Source organism: Streptomyces sp. NPDC030165, assembly GCF_055573595.1.
Window position 1 is genome coordinate 205,916 of the sequence record NZ_JBVIBD010000007.1, and the last position, 19,695, is coordinate 225,610.

General features: G+C 71.7%; 16 protein-coding genes. 8 read left to right on the top strand and 8 right to left on the bottom strand.

Translation table 11 applies throughout. From position 1 onward, the window contains the following. Positions 1 to 34: 34 nt before the first annotated feature. Genes ACZ4Z1_RS15915 through cbiE form a run of 3 tightly spaced genes read right to left on the bottom strand, consistent with a single transcriptional unit; the run spans position 35 to position 2,833 of the window. Entirely contained in the window at positions 35 to 628 is a 594-nt protein-coding gene (locus ACZ4Z1_RS15915) for a cysteine hydrolase family protein (RefSeq protein ID WP_468487185.1), read from the bottom strand. Positions 629 to 668: 40 nt separating this feature from the next. Then, complete coding sequence (gene cobM / locus ACZ4Z1_RS15920; RefSeq protein ID WP_468487186.1) at positions 669 to 1,424, bottom strand: precorrin-4 C(11)-methyltransferase; 756 nt, start codon at positions 1,422 to 1,424, stop codon at positions 669 to 671. After that, positions 1,421 to 2,833: a precorrin-6y C5,15-methyltransferase (decarboxylating) subunit CbiE gene (gene cbiE, locus ACZ4Z1_RS15925; RefSeq protein ID WP_468487187.1), complete on the bottom strand. Its 1,413-nt coding sequence runs from the start codon at positions 2,831 to 2,833 to the stop codon at positions 1,421 to 1,423. The genes cobM and cbiE overlap by 4 nt, the downstream gene beginning before the upstream one ends. Before the next feature lie 316 nt (positions 2,834 to 3,149). Here cbiE and ACZ4Z1_RS15930 point away from each other — a divergent pair, with 316 nt between their 5' ends. Next, entirely contained in the window at positions 3,150 to 3,383 is a 234-nt protein-coding gene (locus ACZ4Z1_RS15930; protein ID WP_468487188.1) for a hypothetical protein, read from the top strand. Between the two features lie 192 nt (positions 3,384 to 3,575). Then, positions 3,576 to 4,700, top strand: a complete 1,125-nt coding sequence (locus ACZ4Z1_RS15935; RefSeq protein ID WP_468487189.1) for a cation diffusion facilitator family transporter — start codon at positions 3,576 to 3,578, stop codon at positions 4,698 to 4,700. A 41-nt stretch (positions 4,701 to 4,741) separates the two neighbouring features. On the opposite strand, the gene ACZ4Z1_RS15940 is transcribed toward ACZ4Z1_RS15935, so the two are convergent. Beyond that, positions 4,742 to 5,683 (bottom strand): NADP-dependent oxidoreductase, encoded by a 942-nt coding sequence (locus ACZ4Z1_RS15940; RefSeq protein WP_468487190.1) that lies wholly within the window; start codon positions 5,681 to 5,683, stop codon positions 4,742 to 4,744. A 276-nt stretch (positions 5,684 to 5,959) separates the two neighbouring features. Between ACZ4Z1_RS15940 and ligD the strand changes: the two genes are divergently transcribed. Together ligD and ACZ4Z1_RS15950 are read left to right on the top strand one after the other, a co-directional pair. Then, positions 5,960 to 6,895 (top strand): non-homologous end-joining DNA ligase, encoded by a 936-nt coding sequence (gene ligD / locus ACZ4Z1_RS15945; protein WP_468487191.1) that lies wholly within the window; start codon positions 5,960 to 5,962, stop codon positions 6,893 to 6,895. Positions 6,896 to 7,003: 108 nt separating this feature from the next. Further along, positions 7,004 to 8,161 carry an ABC transporter ATP-binding protein gene (locus tag ACZ4Z1_RS15950; protein ID WP_468487192.1) on the top strand — a complete coding sequence of 386 codons (1,158 nt, stop codon included), beginning with the start codon at positions 7,004 to 7,006 and terminating at the stop codon, positions 8,159 to 8,161. A gap of 34 nt (positions 8,162 to 8,195) precedes the next feature. Here ACZ4Z1_RS15950 and ACZ4Z1_RS15955 read toward each other — a convergent pair whose 3' ends face one another. The 4 genes from ACZ4Z1_RS15955 to ACZ4Z1_RS15970 form a co-directional block, all read right to left on the bottom strand. Continuing rightward, positions 8,196 to 9,107 carry an ABC transporter substrate-binding protein gene (locus ACZ4Z1_RS15955; protein WP_468487324.1) on the bottom strand — a complete coding sequence of 304 codons (912 nt, stop codon included), beginning with the start codon at positions 9,105 to 9,107 and terminating at the stop codon, positions 8,196 to 8,198. A 128-nt stretch (positions 9,108 to 9,235) separates the two neighbouring features. Beyond that, positions 9,236 to 9,910, bottom strand: coding sequence for an ABC transporter permease (locus ACZ4Z1_RS15960; protein WP_468487193.1), 675 nt, complete (start codon positions 9,908 to 9,910; stop codon positions 9,236 to 9,238). Then, the gene (locus ACZ4Z1_RS15965) at positions 9,907 to 10,578 is read right to left on the bottom strand and encodes an ABC transporter permease (RefSeq protein ID WP_468487194.1); all 672 of its coding nucleotides are present in this window, start codon (positions 10,576 to 10,578) and stop codon (positions 9,907 to 9,909) included. Before ACZ4Z1_RS15965 ends, ACZ4Z1_RS15960 begins: the two co-directional genes overlap by 4 nt. 59 nt (positions 10,579 to 10,637) lie before the next feature. Beyond that, entirely contained in the window at positions 10,638 to 11,912 is a 1,275-nt protein-coding gene (locus ACZ4Z1_RS15970) for an alpha/beta hydrolase (protein ID WP_468487195.1), read from the bottom strand. A 359-nt stretch (positions 11,913 to 12,271) separates the two neighbouring features. On the opposite strand from ACZ4Z1_RS15970, the gene ACZ4Z1_RS15975 reads away from it, so the two are divergent. From ACZ4Z1_RS15975 to ACZ4Z1_RS15990, 4 genes are all read left to right on the top strand, one after another. Further along, positions 12,272 to 13,660, top strand: coding sequence for a vWA domain-containing protein (locus ACZ4Z1_RS15975; protein ID WP_468487196.1), 1,389 nt, complete (start codon positions 12,272 to 12,274; stop codon positions 13,658 to 13,660). A 242-nt stretch (positions 13,661 to 13,902) separates the two neighbouring features. After that, a complete protein-coding gene (locus ACZ4Z1_RS15980; protein ID WP_468487197.1) occupies positions 13,903 to 14,316 on the top strand; it encodes an SseB family protein in 414 nt (137 codons plus the stop codon). Continuing rightward, positions 14,313 to 14,930, top strand: coding sequence for a hypothetical protein (locus tag ACZ4Z1_RS15985; protein WP_468487198.1), 618 nt, complete (start codon positions 14,313 to 14,315; stop codon positions 14,928 to 14,930). The genes ACZ4Z1_RS15980 and ACZ4Z1_RS15985 overlap by 4 nt, the downstream gene beginning before the upstream one ends. Next, positions 14,930 to 19,678 carry a putative T7SS-secreted protein gene (locus ACZ4Z1_RS15990; protein WP_468487199.1) on the top strand — a complete coding sequence of 1,583 codons (4,749 nt, stop codon included), beginning with the start codon at positions 14,930 to 14,932 and terminating at the stop codon, positions 19,676 to 19,678. Before ACZ4Z1_RS15985 ends, ACZ4Z1_RS15990 begins: the two co-directional genes overlap by 1 nt. Positions 19,679 to 19,695: the final 17 nt, after the last annotated feature.

Consider the following 19,695-nt stretch of genomic DNA (forward strand, 5'->3'; position numbering starts at 1 on the left):
GGTGACGCGGGCCGTTACGAGACGGCGGGGCCCGTTACGAGGCAGCCGGGCCGGGTGGCGCCTCGAACGGTACATCCTTCGCGTACGCCACGATTTCGATCTCGTCGCCGAGGGCCCACTCCGCGACGCGCGAAGCCATCGCGGCCGGGACGCCCTCGGTCTCGCCGGGCGCCGGCGGCACGTCGTACGTGCCGTGCGCGTCGTGCGGCAGGACGACGCGGTACTGCCGTTCCAGGGCGGTACGGGCGGTCGCCAGGACGCACATCTCGGACATCACGCCGCAGACGACGAGGGACCGTACGCCGGACCCGGTGAGCAGGTCGCCCAGCGACGTCCCGGCGAAGCCGTCGTCCTCCGTCTTGCGGATCACGGCCTCGCGGGGGCCGGGGGCGACGGGCAGGTGCAGCTCCCAGCCCTTGGTCCCCGGCTCGTCGCAGGTGCCGGGCGCACCGTCGTTCTGGAGGTGGACGACCAGCGCGCCGGCGGACCGTGCCCGGTCGACCAGGTCCTCGATGCGCTGCTGGACGGCGGCCGCGTGCGGTGCGGCGCCCTCGCCCTCGAAGAAGGCCGACTGGACGTCGACGACGAGGAGGGCCTCGGCGGGCTGCGGAGTCGTATCCGTGTCCATCCGGCCGATACTGCTGCTCCCGCCGCTTCCGATCAACCGCCTACCCGGCCCGCCCCGGCCGCTCCCGCTCCGTCGAGTACAGGTGGCTGTCGCGGAACTGTGAGGCGCCCAGCGTGCGGCCGACCATGATGACCGCCGTGCGGACCACGCCCGCCGCCTTCACCTGGTCCGCGATGTCGCCGAGAGTTCCGCGCAGGACGAGTTCGTCGGGGCGGGAGGCCATCGCGACGACCGCGGCGGGGCAGTCGGCGCCGTAGTGCGGCAGGAGTTCGCCGACGACCCGGTCCACGTAGCGGGCCGCGAGGTGCAGGACCAGGAGGGCGCGGCTGCGGCCCAGGGTCGCCAGGTCCTCGCCCTCGGGCATGGGGGTGGCCTGCTGGGCGACGCGGGTGAGGATGACGGTCTGGCCGACGGTGGGGACGGTCAGTTCGCGCTTGAGCGCGGCCGCCGCGGCGGCGAACGCCGGGACGCCGGGTACGACCTCGTAGGGCACGCCTGCCGCGTCCAGGCGGCGCATCTGCTCGGCCACGGCACTGAAGACGGACGGGTCGCCGGAGTGCAGCCGGGCGACGTCCTGGCCGGCTTCGTGGGCACGGACCAGTTCGGCGGTGATCTGGTCGAGGTCGAGGTCTGCGGTGTCGATGAGGCGGGCGCCGGGCGGGCATTCGTCGAGCAGTTCGCGCGGCACCAGGCTGCCCGCGTACAGGCAGACCTCGCAGCGGGCCAGCGTACGGGCGCCGCGCAGCGTGATCAGGTCGGCGGCGCCCGGTCCGGCGCCGATGAAGTGGACGGTCACTGAGTTTCTCCAGGGACGGCAGGTACGGCAGGGGGAGCAGAGGCGTCAGGGGCGTCGGGGTTGGTGGGTGCGGCGGTGCCGGGGGGTGCGGCGGCCGGGGGCTTGGTGACCGACCACTGCGTGACCGGCATCGCCTGCCGCCAGCCGGTGAAGCCGCCCACCGGTACGGCGTGGGCGACCGCGAGCCGTACGAGGTCGCCGCCGTGCCGCCGGTACCACTCGGCGAGCAGCGCCTCGGACTCCAGCGTGACGGTGTTGGCGACCAGCCGGCCGCCCGGCGGCAGCGCCGCCCAGCACGCCTCCAGGAGGCCGGGCGCGGTCAGGCCGCCGCCGATGAACACCGCGTGCGGGGCCGGGAGTCCGGCGAGTGCTCCGGGCGCGCGGCCGGTGACCACGCGCAGGGCCGGTACGCCGAGTGCGTCCGCGTTGCGGGTGATGCGTGCGGCCCGTACGGCGTCCCGCTCGACGGCGACGGCGTGGCAGGTGCGGTGTGTACGCATCCACTCGATGCCGATGGAGCCGGAGCCGCCGCCGATGTCCCACAGCAGTTCGCCGGGCGCGGGGGCCAGCGCGGCGAGCGTGGCGGCGCGGACGTGACGTTTGGTCAGCTGGCCGTCGTGCTCGTACGCGTCGTCGGGCAGGCCGGGGGCGGCGGCGAGCCGGAGAGCGTCCGGGGCGCGGACGCAGTCCAGCGCGATGACGTTGAGCGGGTCGATGGTGTGGAGCGGGCCGGTGCCGCCGTCGGCCGGCGGGGGCGGCCAGTCCGCGGCCGCCGTCCCCTCGGTCTGCCGTTCGCGCGGGCCGCCGAGCTGCTCCAGTACGCGCATCCGGGTCGGCCCGAAGCCGCGCTCGCGCAGCAGCCCGGCGACCTGGGCGGGGGTTTCGGTGCCCGCGGAGAGGACGAGGAGGCGGCGGCCGTCGTGCAGGGCGGCCGTCAGGCCCGCGAGGGGACGGCCCACGAGGGTGACGACCTCGGTCTCCTCGACGGGCCAGCCGAGCCGGGCGCACGCGTACGAGACGGAGGACGGGTGCGGCAGCACGCGCGGCGGCTCGGTCCCCGCCTCGGCGAGCACTTCGGTCAGCGTCCGCCCGATGCCGTGGAACATCGGATCGCCGCTGGCCAGGACGCACACCTCACGCCCGGCGTGGGCGGCGAGCAGCCCCGGTACGGCGGGCCGCAGCGGCGACGGCCACGGGACCCGCTCGCCCGCGCACTCGGCGGGCAGCAGGGCGAGCTGCCGCGCGCCGCCGACGAGCGTCCCGGCGCCGCGCAACGCCTCCTGGGAGGCGGCCGGCAGCCCGTCCCAGCCGTCGGCGCCGATGCCGACGACGGTGACGCGGGCGGCGGCGGGGACACGCGGCGCGGGGGGGTCCGGCGCGGGCGTCGCGGGCGGCGGGGCGGGGCTCACTGCCGGTTACCTCATGGCTTCGGGTCGGCCGCCGTACGGGTGGCACGACGGGGTCCGGTTTCGGGGTCCGGTCGGACGCGGGAAGTCAACCGGGTCAACCGGGAGCAGACACCCGGTCGGTGCGTTTCCAGAGTAAGAGGCGGCCCCCGGCCGCTTCACCGGCGGGCTCGTACGCCTGGATGCGCAGGTATCCGCACAAGCCCTGCCGTTTTCGTTTCGCGGCCGCATAATTGGCTACTCCTAGTAATCGTGGTTTCACTGAACGATGTTCTTCGGTGGAAGCGCGACATGGGCACCGAGGGAAGGCGCTGCGATCATGGACACAGTGGAACGCGCGACGGCGGACGGCCAGATCAGGGACGCGGAGGCAGCACGGGACGAGCTCCAGGCCGCGCTGGCCGGCGTGGGGATCACCCTGCCGTCGCTGGGACTGGACGGCCCGTCGCTGGCGGCCGACGCACCACGGCCGCTGGTGGAGCTGGGCCGCTGCGCCCCCGACGTGGCACGGCGGCTGGCGGCCGCGCTGCGGTGTACGGGCCGGGATCGTTGACGACCCGGCAGGCGGCCCGGGAGACGGACCGGGCCGCCGCGCGGCTGCGCGGGCACACCCCTGTGACCTGCGGTGATGTGCCGTCCGACGGTAATGACAACGGTCACCGCTGCAGCCTTTGGATCTAGCGGCGAAGTGCGGTTTGCTTCCTTGCGCACGTCCTTTCGGACGCCCCAGGGAGGAGCGCGTTCCATGACCGAGCACGCCCACGCCACCGACGACGCGACCACCGACGACGGACAGCCGTCCGCCCGCCATGAGCACGGCCCCGGCTCCGGCCACGACCACTCCCATGGCCACGACCACGGCCACGACCGCTCCCACGGTCACGGCCACAGCCACTCCCACGCCCTCTCCCCCGACGCCGACCGCCGCTGGCTGCGGGCCGCGCTGGTGCTGATCACCGCGTTCATGGCCGTGGAGGTGGTGATCGGGTTCCTCGCGCGCTCCCTGGCGCTGATCTCCGACGCGGCCCACATGCTCACCGACGCCGCCTCGATCGTGCTGGCCCTGGTCGCGATGCGGCTGGCCGCGCGCCCGGCGCGCGGCGGCTACACGTACGGGCTCAAGCGCGCCGAGATCCTGTCCGCGCAGGCCAACGGCATCACGCTGCTCGTGCTGTCCCTCTGGCTCGGGTACGAGGCCATCGCCCGCCTGGTGTCACCGCCCGAGGTGACCGGCGGCCTGGTCCTGGTCACCGCGCTCGCCGGGATCGTCGTCAACCTCGCGGCCGCCTGGTGCATTTCCCGGGCCAACCGCAGCAGTCTGAACGTCGAGGGCGCCTACCAGCACATCCTGACCGACCTGTTCGGTTTCATCGCCACCGCCGTCGCCGGCGCGGTGGTGATGGTCACCGGCTTCGCGCGGGCCGACGCCATCGCCTCGCTCGTCGTGGTCGTCCTGATGCTGCGGGCCGGTATCGGGCTGGTCCGCGAGTCGGGGCGGATCTTCATGGAGGCCGCGCCGAGCGGTGTGGACCCGGATGCGCTGGGGGACCACCTCGTCGAGGTGGACCAGGTGGTGGAGGTCCACGACCTGCACATCTGGGAGATCACGTCCGGCGAACCGGCCCTGTCCGCGCACATCCTGGTGGCCCCGGGCGGCGACTGCCACGCCGTACGCCGCGGCCTGCACGAGCTGCTGAGCCTGAAGTACGGCATCACCCACGCCACCCTCCAGGTCGACCACGTGGGCGAGCAGCCGCTGCCCGGCGAGGTGCTGCACATAGCGGCGGGTCCGGACGACGCGGCACTCGCGCCCGCGCACTGCGAGGACACGCACGGGCCGGTGCACCGGCCGGGACCGCACGATCACTGAGACGGGCGGCTCCCGGTCGTCCGTGCGTTCCGGCGGCGGGCTCAGAACGTGATGACCGTCTTTCCCTGCGCATGCCCCGTACGGCTGGTCTCCAGCGCCTCCGGGGCCTCCCCCAGGGTGGTCTCCTCCCCGAGGATCACGGTCAGCCGGCCCGCGTCGAGCTGCCCGGCGAGGATCTCCAGCAGTTGCGGCGAGGGCCGGTTCTGGAAGTTGAAGCCACGCAGGTTGTGGTCGGTCAGGACGTCGGCGTCGGCGGCCCCGACGGTGGAGACGGCCGTACCGCCGTCCCGTACGGTCCGGGTCATCTCGCCGAACGACGCCGGGCCGCCGACCAGGTCGAGCAGGACGTCCACGCCGTCCGGGTGGGCGGCCAGCACCTGGTCGGCCACCGGGCCCAGCGTGTGGTCCACCGTCTCGGCGGCGCCCAGGCCGAGCATCAGGTCCGCCAGGCCCGGCCGCGCGGTGACGATCACCTCCGCGCCCCGGCCGGCCGCGAGCTGGGTGGCGAAGGTGCCGACGCCGCCGGTCCCGCCGACGATCAGGACCCGCTTGCCCTCGCCGATCCGGGTCTCCTCCACCAGGTTGTACGCCGTCGTGCCGGCCGTGGGGACGGCGGCGGACGTCGCGTACGTGACGTTGCGGGCCGCGCCGGCCAGCGCCTTCTCCTCGGCCGCCGCGAACTCGCCGTACGAGCCGCCGCCCCGCCCCGGCCGCTGGAACTGGCCGAACACCGAGTCACCGACCGTGAAGCGGCGTACGCCGGTGCCGACGGCGACCACCTCGCCCGCGCCGTCCGATCCCAGGACGAGCGGGAAGGAGTGCTGCGTCGCGTCCTTGAGGAGGCCGTCGGCGATCTTCCAGTCAAGCGGGTTGATCCCGGCCGCGGACATCCGCACCAGGACTTCGCCGGGTCCGGGATCGGGCTCCGACAGTTCCATGAGCTGGGGTTGCTCGCCGAATGCGGTGACTGCTACGGCCTTCATCGTCGCGTTCCCTTCCGCCCGAACGATCCACCCTCCCGACCGATGGCAGGGCAAGGGCCACCGTCAACGTGGCGCCTGTCGCGGCCCGCCTTCGGGTGAAACGACGCCAGGTGACGACAGCCCTCAGGATCGTAAGCACGCGAACCGGGCGTATCCGGCAGGACGAGGGGCGGTGCCCCGGAAGCAACTCGTACGGCCCCCCGCCGAACCGGTGCCGCCCGGCCCCCGCGGCGCGCCGCGTTTGCCCCGCGGCCCGGCCGGTTACCCGTCCTCGGTATGAGCGGCAGCAGCGGCGGCGCGGACGACGTACACATCATCAAGGCGGGGCGGCGCACGGTCAGGATCAGCCGGCCCGGCAAGGTCCTCTTCCCGGACGACGGAATCACCAAGGCCGCCCTGGCCGACCACTACAAGGCGGTCGCCCGGCGCGCGGTGCCGCACCTGCGCGACCGGCCCCTGATGATGGAGCGCCACCCCGACGGCATCGGCGGCAAGCCCCTGATGCAGAAGAACGCCCCGGACCACTTTCCCGAGTGGGTCCGCCGTTCCGAGCAGTCCAAGGAGGGCGGCACCGTCACCCACGTCGTGTGCGACGACGCTGCGACCCTGGTCTACCTCGCGGACCAGGCCAGTGTCACCGTCCACCGCTGGCTCTCCCGGGAGCACCGCCCCGACCACCCGGACCTGGTCATCTTCGACCTGGACCCGTCCGAGGGCGCCGGCTTCGAGGACGTACGGTGGGCCGCCCACCGGGTCTGCGAACTGTGGGACGAACTGAAGCTGCCCGCCCGCCTGATGACCACCGGTTCGCGCGGCCTGCACGTCATCGCCCCGCTGGACGGCAATTCCGGCTTCGACGCGGTACGCGACTTCGCGCACCTGGCCGCCGAACGGCTCGCCCGGCACCACCCGGACCGGCTCACCACCGAGCAGCGCAAGGCCGAGCGCAAGGGCCGCGTCTATCTGGACGTGCAGCGCAACGCGTACGCGCAGACCGCGGTCGCGCCCTATTCCGTACGGGCCGAGCCGGGCGCGCCGGTGGCCACGCCGATCTCCCGCGACGAGCTGGACGACCCCGGGCTGACGGCCCAGCGGTGGTCGGTGGCCACCATCCCGGACCGCCTGGCCGAGGACGACCCGTGGGCCGGGCTGTCCTGGCGCGGCCGGTCGGTACGGGCGGCGCGGGAACGGCTGGAGGGGCTGGAGGAGTAGGGCTGGACGAATAGGGGCAGGGCCGGGAGCGGTGGGCGGGGTGGCTGGGCGGGCGCCCGTTTGCCCGCATAAGGCGACCGCCCCGGGGCCCCGGGCTTCAATGGACCAATGATCCGGTTCGAGTCCGTCACCAAGCGCTACCCCGACGGCACCACCGCCGTCGACGACCTGTCCTTCGAGGTCGCCGAGGGCGAGCTGGTGACGCTGGTCGGGCCGTCCGGCTGCGGCAAGACCACGACGATGAAGATGGTCAACCGGCTCATCGACCCGACCGGCGGCCGCATCGTCGTCGAGGACACGGACATCGCGACGGCCGACCCCGTACGTCTGCGCCGCCGCATCGGCTACGTCATCCAGCAGACCGGTCTCTTCCCGCACCGCACCGTCCTCGACAACACCGCCACCGTCCCGCACCTGCTCGGCCGGCCGCGCAAGAAGGCCCGCGCCCGCGCCGCCGAACTCCTGGAGCTGGTGGGCCTGGACCCCGCCGTCCACGGGCCGCGCTACCCGGACCAGCTCTCCGGCGGCGAACGGCAGCGCGTCGGCGTGGCCCGCGCGCTGGCCGCCGACCCGCCCGTCCTGCTCATGGACGAGCCGTTCGGCGCGGTCGACCCGGTCGTCCGCGACCGGCTCCAGAAGGAGTTCCTGCGGCTCCAGGCGTCCCTGCACAAGACGGTGCTGCTGGTCACCCACGACATCGAGGAGGCCATCCGGCTGGGCGACCGGATCGCGGTCTACGGGCAGGGCCGCATCGAGCAGTACGACACCCCGGCGAGCGTGCTGGGCGCGCCGGCCTCCCCGTACGTGGCCGAGTTCGTCGGCAGCGACCGGGCCCTGAAGCAGCTCGCGGTCACCGGCATCGACCCCGGCGACCTGGAGCACCCGCCCTTCGCCCGCCTCGGCGAACCGGCCGACGGCGCGGCGCGACAGCTGCGCGCGGAGGGCGCGCGCTGGGCCGTGGTCCTGGACGAGGAGGGCGGGCTGCACGGGTGGGTGGGCACGGAGGAGATGTCCGGCGCGCGGGGGAACGTTTCGGCGCACGCCCGCCGGATGGAGGCGTGGGTCCCGGTGACCGGCTCGCTCAAGGACGCCTTCAGCGAGATGCTCAAGTACGACGCGGGCTGGATCGCCGTCGTGGACGGCAGCCGCTTCCTGGGCGTCCTGACCCCGGCCGGACTGCACGAGGCGCTACGGCGCACGATCGGATCGGACGAGCAGGGGGTGCCGCGGGAGGAGGCGGAGGTGGACTCGGTGCCTACGGAGTGAGGGCCACAGCCCGTGCGCCCCGACAGCGGCCCTCCTACAGCAGCCCCTTCTTCCGCAGGTAGTCCCGCGCCACGTCCTCCGGCAGCCGCCGCCAGCTGTCCACCCGCTGGTTCAGCTCGGCCAGGTCCTCCGTCGTCAGGACGGAGTTGAGTTTGCCGAGGGCCGCGGCGACCCGCGCACTGCCCGCGCGGGCCCGGTTGACCACCGGAACGACGTAGTCCGCGTTCTGGAGCTTCTTGTCGTCCTCCAGGAAGACCAGCCCGAACTGCTCGACCGTCGCGTCCGTGCTGGTCGTCAGCACCATCTGGTCCTGCCCGTTCTGCACGGCCTGCTTGGCGGGCGTGGTGCCCACCCCCTTCGGGTCGACGGCCGTGATGTCGATCCCGTACGTACGCTTCAGGCCCGGCGCGCAGAACGGCCGCCGTACGCACTCGTCGCCCGCCGCCAGCCGTACCGGCAGACCGGCGCGCCCCAGGTCGCTGAGGGTCTTCAGGCGGTGCTGCCGCGCGTACGAGGCGGCCACGGCGAACGCGTTCTGGTCGACGGCCCGGCCCGGCGGCAGCACGGTCAGACCGCGGGGTGCGGCCAGGGCGCGCAGTACCTTCATCGTCGTGCCGAGGTCCGGCGAGGCGACCGGGTCGGCGTCGGCGCCCTTGGTCCTGGCGTTCAGCCAGTCGGCGAAGGTCGCCGCGTACTCGGGTACGACGTCGATCTGGCCGCCCTCCAGGGACGGCTCGTACAGCTCACGGTTGCCGACGGTGAGGATGTCCGTCTCGTACCCGGCCTTGCCGAGCAGCACCGCGTACATCTGGGCCAGCAGCTCACTCTCGGTGAAGCCGGCCGAGCCGATCGAGAGGTGGCGGCTGTCGCCGGGTGCGGCGGTGACCTGGCCGCGGTTCTCCAGGGAGGGGCCGGTGGCGCAGCCGGTGAGGACCAGCGCCAGCAGTACGGCCGGGTGGGCACTCCGGGCCGCGAGGCGGGCGCCCCGGACCGTGAGGCGGGCACCCGGGAACCCGAGTCGGGCACCCCGGCGCGTACGCCGGAGCCCGGCCGCCGGTGCACCACCCCGCCCGTTCACCGCGCCCTCCCCCGCGCCCGGGCCGGACCCAGCCGCTGCACCGCCTCGAACACCGCCTCCATCAGCAGCGCGAACACCGCCACGATCACCGCCCCCGCGACCACCTGCGGCGTACTCGCCAGGTTGAACCCCGCCGTGATGATCCGGCCGAGCCCGCCCCCGCCGACCAGCGCGGCCAGCGTCGCCGTGGCGACCAGCTGCACCGCCGCGATCCGTACCCCGGTCAGCACCAGCGGCAGCGCCAGCGGCACCTCCACCCGCCACACCAGCTGCCCGCCGGACATCCCCATCCCGCGAGCCGCCTCCACCACGTCGCGGTCCACCTCCCGCATCCCGACGTACGCGTTGGTCAGCAGCGGCGGCAGCGCGAACAGGACGAGCGCGATGAACGTCGGCCAGTCCCCGTGCCGCCCGAGCGGGGTGAGCAGGAGCAGCACCAGCACCGCGAAGGTGGGCACGGCACGCCCCACGTTGGCGAGGTTGACGGCCAGCGCGCCGCCGCGTCCGAGGTGGCCGAGCGTGACGGCGACGGGCAGCGCGATCAGGCAGGCGGCGAGCAGACAGCCGACGGTCAGCAGCAGGTGTTCCGTGAGGCGGTGCCAGATACCGTTCTCACCGGCCCAGTTCGTGCCCGTACTGAGCCAGGCCCAGACGTTCCCGAGGGTGTTCACGCGCGCCGCCACGGCGTCAGCAGCCGCTCCAGACCGAGCAGCAGCAGGTCGAAGGCGACGGCGATGACGACGCACAGGACGGACGCCGTCAGCACCTGCGCCTTGAAGAACGAGTTCATGCCCGCGTAGATCAGATTGCCCAGCCCGCCGTGGCCGACGATCGCACCGATCGTCGTCAGCGCGACGGCGGAGACGGTCGCGATCCGCAGCCCGGCCATCGCGGCGGGCACCGCCAGCGGCAGCTCGACGGCCAGCAGCTGCCGCAGCGGCCCGTACCCCATGCCGCGCGCCGCCTCCTTCGCCTCCTCCGGTACGCCGGCCAGGCCCGCCAGGATGTTCCGTACGAGGAGGGTGAGGGAGTACAGCGCCAGCCCCACGACGACCAGGGTGGACGACAGCCCGTACAGCGGCAGCAGCAGCGAGAACATCGCCAGCGACGGAATGGTGTAGAGCACGGTGGTGACGCCCAGCACCGGCCCCGCCGTCCACCGCCACCGCCGCGCGATCAGCGCCAGCGGCAGCGCGATCACCAGGGCGAGCAGCACGGAGACCACGGTCAGGTGCAGGTGCTGGAGCGCCGCGTCGAGGAGGATGTGGCGGCGGGTGGCCAGGTAGTCACCACAGATCCAGTCGTTGCGGGCCAGGCAGTCGTCCGGAGGGGCAGTCACGGTAGAAGTCCACCGCGGTGGGGGGTGGGTGTCTTGCGGGGTGGGCCGGATGGATGAGGTTACGGGGAAGCGGAGGCGGACGGGGAGGACGGGGCGGGCGAGGCGGCCGGGGCCGGCGACGGCGTCGCCCCCGCCCCCGGCCGCTTCGGCGGCGCGTGCGCGGCCTCCACGTCCTGCGGGAACGTCAGCTGGCGGGCCTGCCACTCCAGGGCCGGCGCGACCTCCCGCCGCCACGTCGAGAACTGGTGGCTGCCGCGCGGCAGGATGATGGAGTCGACGGTCATCGGAGGCTTCACCGCCGCGATGAACCGCAGGGTGTCGCGGTAGTTCGGCTCGCCCAGGCGGCTGCTGGCCACCAGCGCCGAGACCCGCGGTACGGGCAGGTGCTTCAGGCGCCACAGCAGATCGTGCTCGCGCTCCCGCCGCTCGGCAGCCGCGCCGCCGCCGAACAGGTTCCCGGTCGTCAGGTCGTCCTTGACGGCGTAATCGCCGGAGAGCGAGACCGCGGACGTGTAGACACCGGGGCTGCGCAGGGCCAGCAGCAGCGAGCACGTACCGCCGGACGAATACCCGAAAGCGCCCCAGGCGCTCGGGTCATGCCCCACCCGGTAGGCCGCCTTGACGGCCTCCGGCAGGTCCTGGGTGAAGAACGTCTCGGCCTGCGGCCCGCCCGGCACGTCCACGCACTCGGTGTCCCGCGGCGGCGCGATCGTCGGCCGGACCATCACCAGCACGGTCGGCTGCATCCGGCCTTCCGCGATCAGCCCGCCCGCGGTCTGCGGGATCCGCAGATGCTGCGCGAGGTTCATGATGCCGCCCGGGTAACCGCTGATCACGACGGAGACGGGGAAGCGCTGGCGGCGGTACTGGTGCTGGAAGTACTGCGGCGGCAGGTAGACGAAGGCCGGATTCACGACGCGGGTACGGCGCCCGACGATCCGTACGGACTCCACCTTGCCGACCTCGCCGGGCGCGCCCTCCGGCAGGCCGGTCACCCGGTCCAGGCCTTGCGGGCCCGCGGGCTGGACCAGACCGCCCCGGAGACTGCCGGCGTCGGCGTACCGCGGGCCGCCGCCCTTGCTCACCGCGACCGGAGCGTCGTCGGTGTGGCCCAGCAGCTCGTCCCAACTGCTGTAGAACTCGAAGCTGGAGTTCACCGCCAGGGCCAGCGAACACAGGACCGCCACCTGCGTGACGAGGATGGAACCGATCCTGCCCAGTACGGGGAGCACGCCGCGCGGGGACAGCCGCGGCCAGAACCACACCGTGAGGGCCACACAGGCCACGGCCAGCGTGATCACCGTGATTTCGAGCGACCGACTGGTCAGCCCCATGCGCCCACCTCTCCCGTCACCCGTACGAGGGCCGTCCGGTCCTCCGGACCGCCGCCAGGGTCAACGGGCGTACGGGCTTTGGGTCACCACACGAGCTACACCCCGCCCCTTCGCACACCCGCCCGCCGCACATACGCTCTCCACACACGCCCCCCACCAGCAACCACCCGCACACCCCCACCAGCACCCCCACACCACGCCAAGCCGCAAAACACCCAAACGGGGCGTGCCGCGAGACGCGCGGGGTCCCACGATGGGACCGTCCCGGACGGCTACCCTTACGTGTCCGGCCTGGTCAGGGACATGTCCGCGCTTCTCGGACATTCGCCGCACCCCACACACGCTAGAGAGGTTCGCCGATGGGCATTCGGAGTCTGCTACGCAACGCTTTCGGTCGCTCCAAGGCGGCCCGCGAGGAATCGAACGAGGCGGCGAGCGGCACTCGGACGCCGGAAACAGCGACGATCCCGGAGGCCCGCGAAGAGGCCACCCCGGAACCCGCCGCCCCCCGCGACCCCGCCGTCCCCACCGCCCGCACCGCCCCCGCCGACCCCACTGACCCACCGGCCGCGTCCGTCCCCGCCCAGGCGACGTCGCCGTCCGCCGCCCCCTCGTCCGACACCTCGTCACCCTCCGAGGACTCGGCCTCCGCTCTCGTGTCCCAGGCCTTCGACACGCAGAAGCCGACGCGGGAGGCGGAGGCACCCGTCGTGGAGGCGCGGGAGGCCGATGCGTCGGTCGCGGCGTCGCCTGTCGTGGAGGCGAAGGCTGAGGCGGAGCCGACGCCCGAGCCGGTGGCTGCGGCGAAGGCGGCGCCGGTAGTTGAGCCGGTGGCTGAGGCGAAGGCGGAGCCGACGCCCGAGCCGGTGGTTGAGCCGGAACCGGCGGTTGAGCCGAAGTCGGCGGTTGAACCGAAGCCCGAGGCCGAGGCCAAGCCTGACCCCACCTCCGAGCCCGAGCCCGAAGCCAAGCCGGAAACCACCCCGGAGCCGGCCGCCAAAGCCGAGGCGGAGCCCTCCCCCTCCCCTTCCTCTCCCTCCCTCACCAAGGTCGAGACCCAGGCCCCCGCCCTCGTCAGCCTCTACAAGGCCGCCCGGGTCTCCCTGGAGAAGCAGGGGCTGGCCACCCAGCGGGCCGCGGTCTACCTCGTCCTCGACCGCTCGGGCTCGATGCGCAACTACTACAAGGACGGCACGGTCCAGCACCTGGCCGAACAGGCCCTCGGCCTGTCCGCCAACCTCGACGACGACGGCACCGTACCGGTGGTCTTCTTCTCCACCGACGTCGACGGCACCGCCGAACTCGACCTGGCCACCTACGAGGGCCGCATCGAAGAGTTGCACGCGGGCCTCGGCCACATGGGCCGTACGAACTACCACTGGGCGATCAACGCCGTGATCGAGCACTACGAGAAGTCCGGCGCGAGCGACCCCGCCTTCGTCATCTTCCAGACCGACGGCGCCCCCACCTCCAAGCCGGCCGCCGAGAAGGCGCTCTGCGAGGCCGCGAAGCTGCCCATCTTCTGGCAGTTCGTCGGCTTCGGCGACCCGGACGCCAAGGGCTTCGACTTCCTGCGCAAGCTGGACGACCTGGCCGTACCGGAGAAGCGCGTCGTGGACAACGCGGGCTTCTTCCACGCCGGCCGCGACCCCCGCTCCCTCGCCGACGCCGACCTCTACCAGCAGCTCATGGTCGAGTTCCCCGCCTGGCTCCAGGAAGCCCGCGCCGCCGGCATCCTCCCCGCCTGACACCCGGTCTCGCCCCGCTCCCACCCCTTGCCCCACCCACCGGCCGCGGCCGGGCCACCCGGCCCACCGCGGCCGCCGGCATTTCCTGACACCACATTGGTTGAACACTTCATCACGACAGCGGTCCGGTCTGCCCTCACCGGCCTCGTCCTCACTGTCAGTGCCATGTGTAAGAGTGTTACGGCGTTGACCACACGGGGCGGGGGGAAACCGCTATGCCATTGACCGAAGAAATTGCCGGTATGTACGCTCACGACGGCGACCCGGCGGCACTGATCGGCGAATTCCGCCGCACGAGCGTCCTGGTGCCCGTATCCGACGACGGACTCATGTCGGCCGAATGGGGCGGAATACGCTGGCTCTACGCATTCACGGACGAGGAAGCGCTCAACCGCTTCGCCCTCGCCAGGGGAAGCGCACCGGAAACCCGTTGGCCGTACGTCTCCGCACTCGGCGCCCGCCTGCTCGACGTCGTCGTCCCGGCCGTCGGGGGACCGGCCGGTGTCGCCCTGGACGCCGGCAGCGAGCAGGGGATGCTGTTCCCGCCGGCGCCCGGGATCGTGCCGGATTCCGTAGCCGTACACACCGACGAGGACGCGCAGACGTCGCCGCCCGGCACCACGTCCACCACCCGCCCGGGCGGTGAACGGATATGAGCGCGGGAGACGGCTACAAGCTCGACCAGCAGGCGCTTCAGCAAGTCAGCAAAGGCATCAACGACACCATCTCGGAGCTGAAAGAGCTGGGTTTCGACAGCCAGGCGCAACTCGGCCACGGCTTCGAGAAGATCCAGTTGACCGGAATGGAAGCCGGACATGCCGAACTGGCCTCGACTTTCGAGACGTTCTGCGAACGCTGGACGTGGGGAGTCCGCGCTCTGGTGCACGAAGCCAATTCCTTCGCCCGCCGCCTGGACCTGTCGGCCGGTCTTTACCACGAACAGGAACGGTACGTTTCCGACCAGCTCAAGATCACGGCGAATGCGGCGCTGGGCAACCCCGCGCTGTCCTCGGAGGAGATCAAGAAGAAGTCCTGGGAGCAGATCCGCGACGACAACCCGATCACCCAGGTCAGGGACGCCGACTACGACATCGACTCAGACGCTACGAAGGAGTCGGCCGAGCGGATCCGCACGTCGTGGGAGCAGACGAAGCAGGACTGGTCCACGTCCAAGTGGGCGGGCGACGCCGATCACAACCTGGCCATGAAGGCCATGGGCATCGGCCGGCAGCAGCCCAAGAGCACCCAGGACGACGGCGGTGAGGGCTGATGGGCGTCCTCGACGGACTGGGCAACGTCGTCGACACAGTGGCCGACAAGGCCGGGGACATCGTCGACGGCGCCAAGGAGAAGCTGGGCGAGGGCGTCGAGTTCGTCGCCGACAAGACCGCCGACGCACTGGACGGGGTCGGCGCGGACGGAGTGGCCGACAAGGTCCGCTCAGCGGGCGAGGACATCGCCGACAACCTCGGTGCCCACGTCGACGAGCGGAACCTGGGCGAGTCCGACGACCCCAAGGAACTGGTCCACGGTGACGCCTCCGCGATCAACGAGTCCGCCGCGCACCTGAAGGACTTCTACGCCGCCTTCGAACGGGTCGGGCAGGGCCTGCGCAAGCTGGACTCGGGCGGCTGGGAGGGCAAGGCCGCGGACAGCTTCCACGAGGAGTTCGACGCCCACCCGAAGCAGTGGATGCAGGCCGCGGACGCCTGCGAAGCGGCGGGCAAGGCCCTGCACGCGTACGGGGAGACGGTCTCCTGGGCCCAGAGCAAGGCCGAGACGGCCATCCACAAGTACAAGGCCGCGCAAGACGCCACCAAAAAGGCCGTTGACGCCTATCAGGCCCAGGTGGACTCGTACAACACCAAGGTCGACGCGTACAACGCCGCCCTGGACAAGAACGCCGACCCGGGCCGGAAGCCCCAGAAACCGGGCGCCTTCACCGACCCCGGTGCGGAAGGACGCAAGGCCGCCCAGGAGCTGCTCAAGAACGCCCGCCACCAGCGGGACGAGGCCGCGGAGCGTGCCCAGCACGCCATCAGCCAGGCGCTGGCCCACGCGCCGCGGGAGCCCAAGTTCACCCAGCAGTTCCTCTCCGACGTGTCGGACGGCGCGATGTCCGGCGGCATCCAGCTCATGCACCTGGCAGGCGGCGCGCTCCGGGCCGGGGCCGAAACGGTGAAGCTGGTCCGTACGGTCAACCCACTGGACGTCTACAACATCACCCACCCCTTCCAGTACATGTCCAACCTCTCCACCACGCTCATGGGCCTCACCACCACCGTGGCCCACCCCGAGCGGCTGCCCAAGGCCCTGCTGGGTACGGGCTGGGGCAGCGACCCGGCGGACGCGGCAGGCTCCCTGATCGTCAACCTCGTCGGCGGCAAGGGAGCGGGCGGCCTGGCCAAGGGTGCCGCCAAGGCCGGGGCGAAAGGCCTCGCCAAGGACACCGCGCGCTCCGCCGTCAAGGACGGCGGCAAATCCGCCCTGCGCGACCGCGCCCGCCGCGCCTGGTGCAAGACCTTCGGCAGCGACCCGATCGACATGGCCACCGGCCGCATGATCCTGCCGCAGACCGACATCACCCTGCCCGGCAGCTTCCCGCTCACCTTCACCCGTACGTTCGAGTCGTCCTATCGAACCGGCCGCTGGTTCGGCCCCACGTGGATGAGCACCGTCGACCAGCGCCTGGAAATCGACGCCGAGGGCGTCGTCCTCGTCGGCGAGGAAGGCAATCTGCTCGCCTACCCGCACCCGGCCGTCGGCGTCCCCACCATGCCGGCCGAGGGCGAGGGCCACCCGCTCGAACGCACCCCGGACGGCGATTACTTCCTCGCCGACCCGGTCAGCGGCACCCGCTGGTACTTCACCACGTACACCGACGACATCGCCGTCCTCGACGAAATATCCGACCGCCGCGGCAACCGCCACACCTTCGACTACGACGAGACCGGCACACCCACCGCCATCACCCACAGCGCCGGATACCGCCTGCTGCTCACCACAGAAGCAGGCCGCATCACCGCCCTCCACCTGGCGGGAGCGGCCCCCGGCGGAGGCGACCAGCTCATCCGGCGCTACGGCTACGACGAGTCCGGCAACCTCACCACCGTCACCAACTCCTCCGGCCTGCCACTGCGCTTCACCTACGACGACGCCGACCGGATCACGTCGTGGACGGACACCAACAACAGCTCGTACCGCTACGCCTACGACGACCGGCACCGCTGCGTCTGGCAGAGCGGCACGGAAGGGCATCTGCGCGCCCACTTCGACTGGGGCGACCCCGACACCGACACCGGGCTGCGGACCAACCTCCACCACAACTCCCACGGCCAGGTGACCCGCCACCTGGTCAACGACCGCCACCAGATCGTCGCCACCACCGACCCCACCGGCGCCACCACCCGTACGGTCCGCGACACGAAACACCGCGTCCTGTCCGTGACCGACCCGCTCGGCCGCACGACTCGCTTCACGTACGACGACGAAGGCCGCCCCACCGAGATCACCCTCCCCGACGGCAGCCGCACCACGTCCACGTACAACGACCTCGGCCTGCCGCTCACCACCACCGGACCGGACGGCACCACCTGGTCCCACACCTACGACCTCGGCGGCAACCGCACCTCCACCACGGACCCCGCAGGCACCACCACTCACTACGCCTATGACCCCCGAGGCCACCTCTCCTCCGTCACCGACGCCCTCGGCAACACCACCCGCCTCTACTGCGACGCAGCAGGGCTGCCGCTCTCCACCACCGACCCGCTCGGCGCCCGCACCCACTACCGCCGCGACGCCTTCGGCCGCATCACCTCCGTCACGGAACCCCTCGGCGAAACCACCCACCTCGTCTGGACCGTCGAGGGCCGACTCGCCACCCGCATCGACCCCACCGGCGCCGCCGAACACTGGACGTACGACGGCGAAGGCAACCGCACCTCACACACCGACGCCATCGGCCAGGTCACCCGCTTCGAATACACCCACTTCGACCTGCTGGCCGCCCGCACCGACCCGGACGGCACCCGCCACACCTTCACCCACGACACCGAGCTGCGCCTCACCCAGGTCACCAACCCCCAGGGCCTGACCTGGAACTACGCGTACGACTCCGCAGGCCGCCTGGTCTCCGAGACCGACTTCGACGACCGTGTCCTGACCTACACCCACGACGCCGCCGGCCAACTGGCCACCCGCACGGACGCACTCGGCCAGACCACCACCTACCACCACACCCCCCTCGGCCACCTCGCCGAGAAGAACGCCGCGGGCCTCGTCACCACCTACGCGTACGACACCGCCGGCCGCCTCCTCCGCACCGCCAACCCCGACGCGAGCATCACCTACACCCGGGACACCCTCGGCCGCGTCACCACCGAAACCGTCAACGGCCGCACGCTCTCCTTCACCTACGACGCCCTCGGCCGCCGCACCTCGCGCACCACGCCCACCGGCGCCACCACCACCTACACCTACGACGCCGCCGGCAACCGCACCCGCATGTCGGCCTCCGGCCACCCGCTCACCTTCGACCACGACGCCACCGGCCGCGAAACCGCCCGCCACCTCTCCGACGCCCTCACCCTCACCCAATCCTGGGACCCCACCGGCCGTCTGGCCTCCCAGTCCCTCACAACCGCAGGCACCGCGCCGCAGGGCCCCCTCCTCACCCGCACCTACACCTACCGCCCCGACGGCAACCTCACCGGCATCGACGACTCCGCCCGCGGCCACCGCACCTTCGACCTCGACCGCGCGGGCCGCGTCACGGCCGTCAACGCCGCCGACTGGTCGGAGACCTACGCCTACGACGAGTCCGGCAACCAGACCCACGCCACCTGGCCCACCGAACACGCCGGTGCGTCCGCCCAAGGCCCCCGCTCCTACACCGGCACCCGCATCAACCGCGCCGGCTCCGTCCGCTACGAACACGACGCCCTCGGCCGCGTCACCCTCCGCCAGAAGACCCGCCTCTCCCGCAAACCGGACACCTGGCACTACACCTGGAACGCGGAAGACCGCCTCACGGCCGTCATCACCCCCGACGGCACCCCCTGGCGCTACACCTACGACCCCCTCGGCCGCCGCACCGCCAAACACCGCCTGACCCCCGACGGCTCCACCGTCCTCGAATCCACCCACTTCACCTGGGACGGCCCCACCCTCACCGAACAATCCACCACAACCCCAGCCTCTCCCCAATCCCTAACCCTCACCTGGGACCATGAGGGCCTGACCCCCCTGACCCAAACCGAACGAAAGCTCTCCACGCCCGGCCTGTCCTCCGCGCCACAACAGGTGATCGATGAGCGCTTCTTCAGCATCGTCACGGACTTGGTGGGGACTCCGACGGAGTTGGTCTCCGAGTCGGGGGAGGTGGCTTGGCAGACCAGATCCACTCTCTGGGGCACCACTACGTGGAACGCCGACGCCACGGCATACACTCCTCTGCGCTTCCCGGGGCAGTATTTCGACCTGGAGACGCAGCTCCACTACAACTACTTCCGCCACTATGATCCGGAAAACAACAGGTACCTCTCACAAGATCCTCTGGGACTGGCACCTTCCCCGAACGCCAGCACCTACGTTCGCAACCCTTGCCTCAGCGCAGACCCATTGGGGCTTTCCCCTTGCTCGGGTGAGCCGGTCAAGCTTTACCGCTCCCCACACGCAGGGAACAGGCACTTGGAATCGAACGGCTTGGATCCGTCCCTGCATCCGGACACTCCCGAGGGAGGAGCCGGAACTGCCTATCTGGGAGACAGTGAGAGGGTGGCGCAAAAATATGCGGACCAAGGCGTATACGAGGACGGATATCACGAGTACGTAATGAAACCCGAATTCAGAGACCACTTCCCAGAGGATGCCAACCCACCCTATCGCCGAACTCACGACAATAAACCAGACGAGTTTCAGTGGCTGATCCCCAGGGAAGAGATACCGAAATTCAACTCACTGATCTCCGAAGTGAACTGGATCAACTACTATGCCGGAATCTCCTGGAGAGACTGACCACCAAAGGAAACCAG

Coding starts and splice junctions, on each gene's coding strand:
- ACZ4Z1_RS15915 (WP_468487185.1), bottom strand. CDS start 628: ATGGACACGGATACGACTCCGCAGCCCGCCGAGGCCCTCCTCGTCGTC.
- ACZ4Z1_RS15930 (WP_468487188.1), top strand. CDS start 3,150: ATGGACACAGTGGAACGCGCGACGGCGGACGGCCAGATCAGGGACGCG.
- ACZ4Z1_RS15935 (WP_468487189.1), top strand. CDS start 3,576: ATGACCGAGCACGCCCACGCCACCGACGACGCGACCACCGACGACGGA.
- ACZ4Z1_RS15940 (WP_468487190.1), bottom strand. CDS start 5,683: ATGAAGGCCGTAGCAGTCACCGCATTCGGCGAGCAACCCCAGCTCATG.
- ligD (WP_468487191.1), top strand. CDS start 5,960: ATGAGCGGCAGCAGCGGCGGCGCGGACGACGTACACATCATCAAGGCG.
- ACZ4Z1_RS15950 (WP_468487192.1), top strand. CDS start 7,004: ATGATCCGGTTCGAGTCCGTCACCAAGCGCTACCCCGACGGCACCACC.
- ACZ4Z1_RS15970 (WP_468487195.1), bottom strand. CDS start 11,912: ATGGGGCTGACCAGTCGGTCGCTCGAAATCACGGTGATCACGCTGGCC.
- ACZ4Z1_RS15975 (WP_468487196.1), top strand. CDS start 12,272: ATGGGCATTCGGAGTCTGCTACGCAACGCTTTCGGTCGCTCCAAGGCG.
- ACZ4Z1_RS15980 (WP_468487197.1), top strand. CDS start 13,903: ATGTACGCTCACGACGGCGACCCGGCGGCACTGATCGGCGAATTCCGC.
- ACZ4Z1_RS15985 (WP_468487198.1), top strand. CDS start 14,313: ATGAGCGCGGGAGACGGCTACAAGCTCGACCAGCAGGCGCTTCAGCAA.
- ACZ4Z1_RS15990 (WP_468487199.1), top strand. CDS start 14,930: ATGGGCGTCCTCGACGGACTGGGCAACGTCGTCGACACAGTGGCCGAC.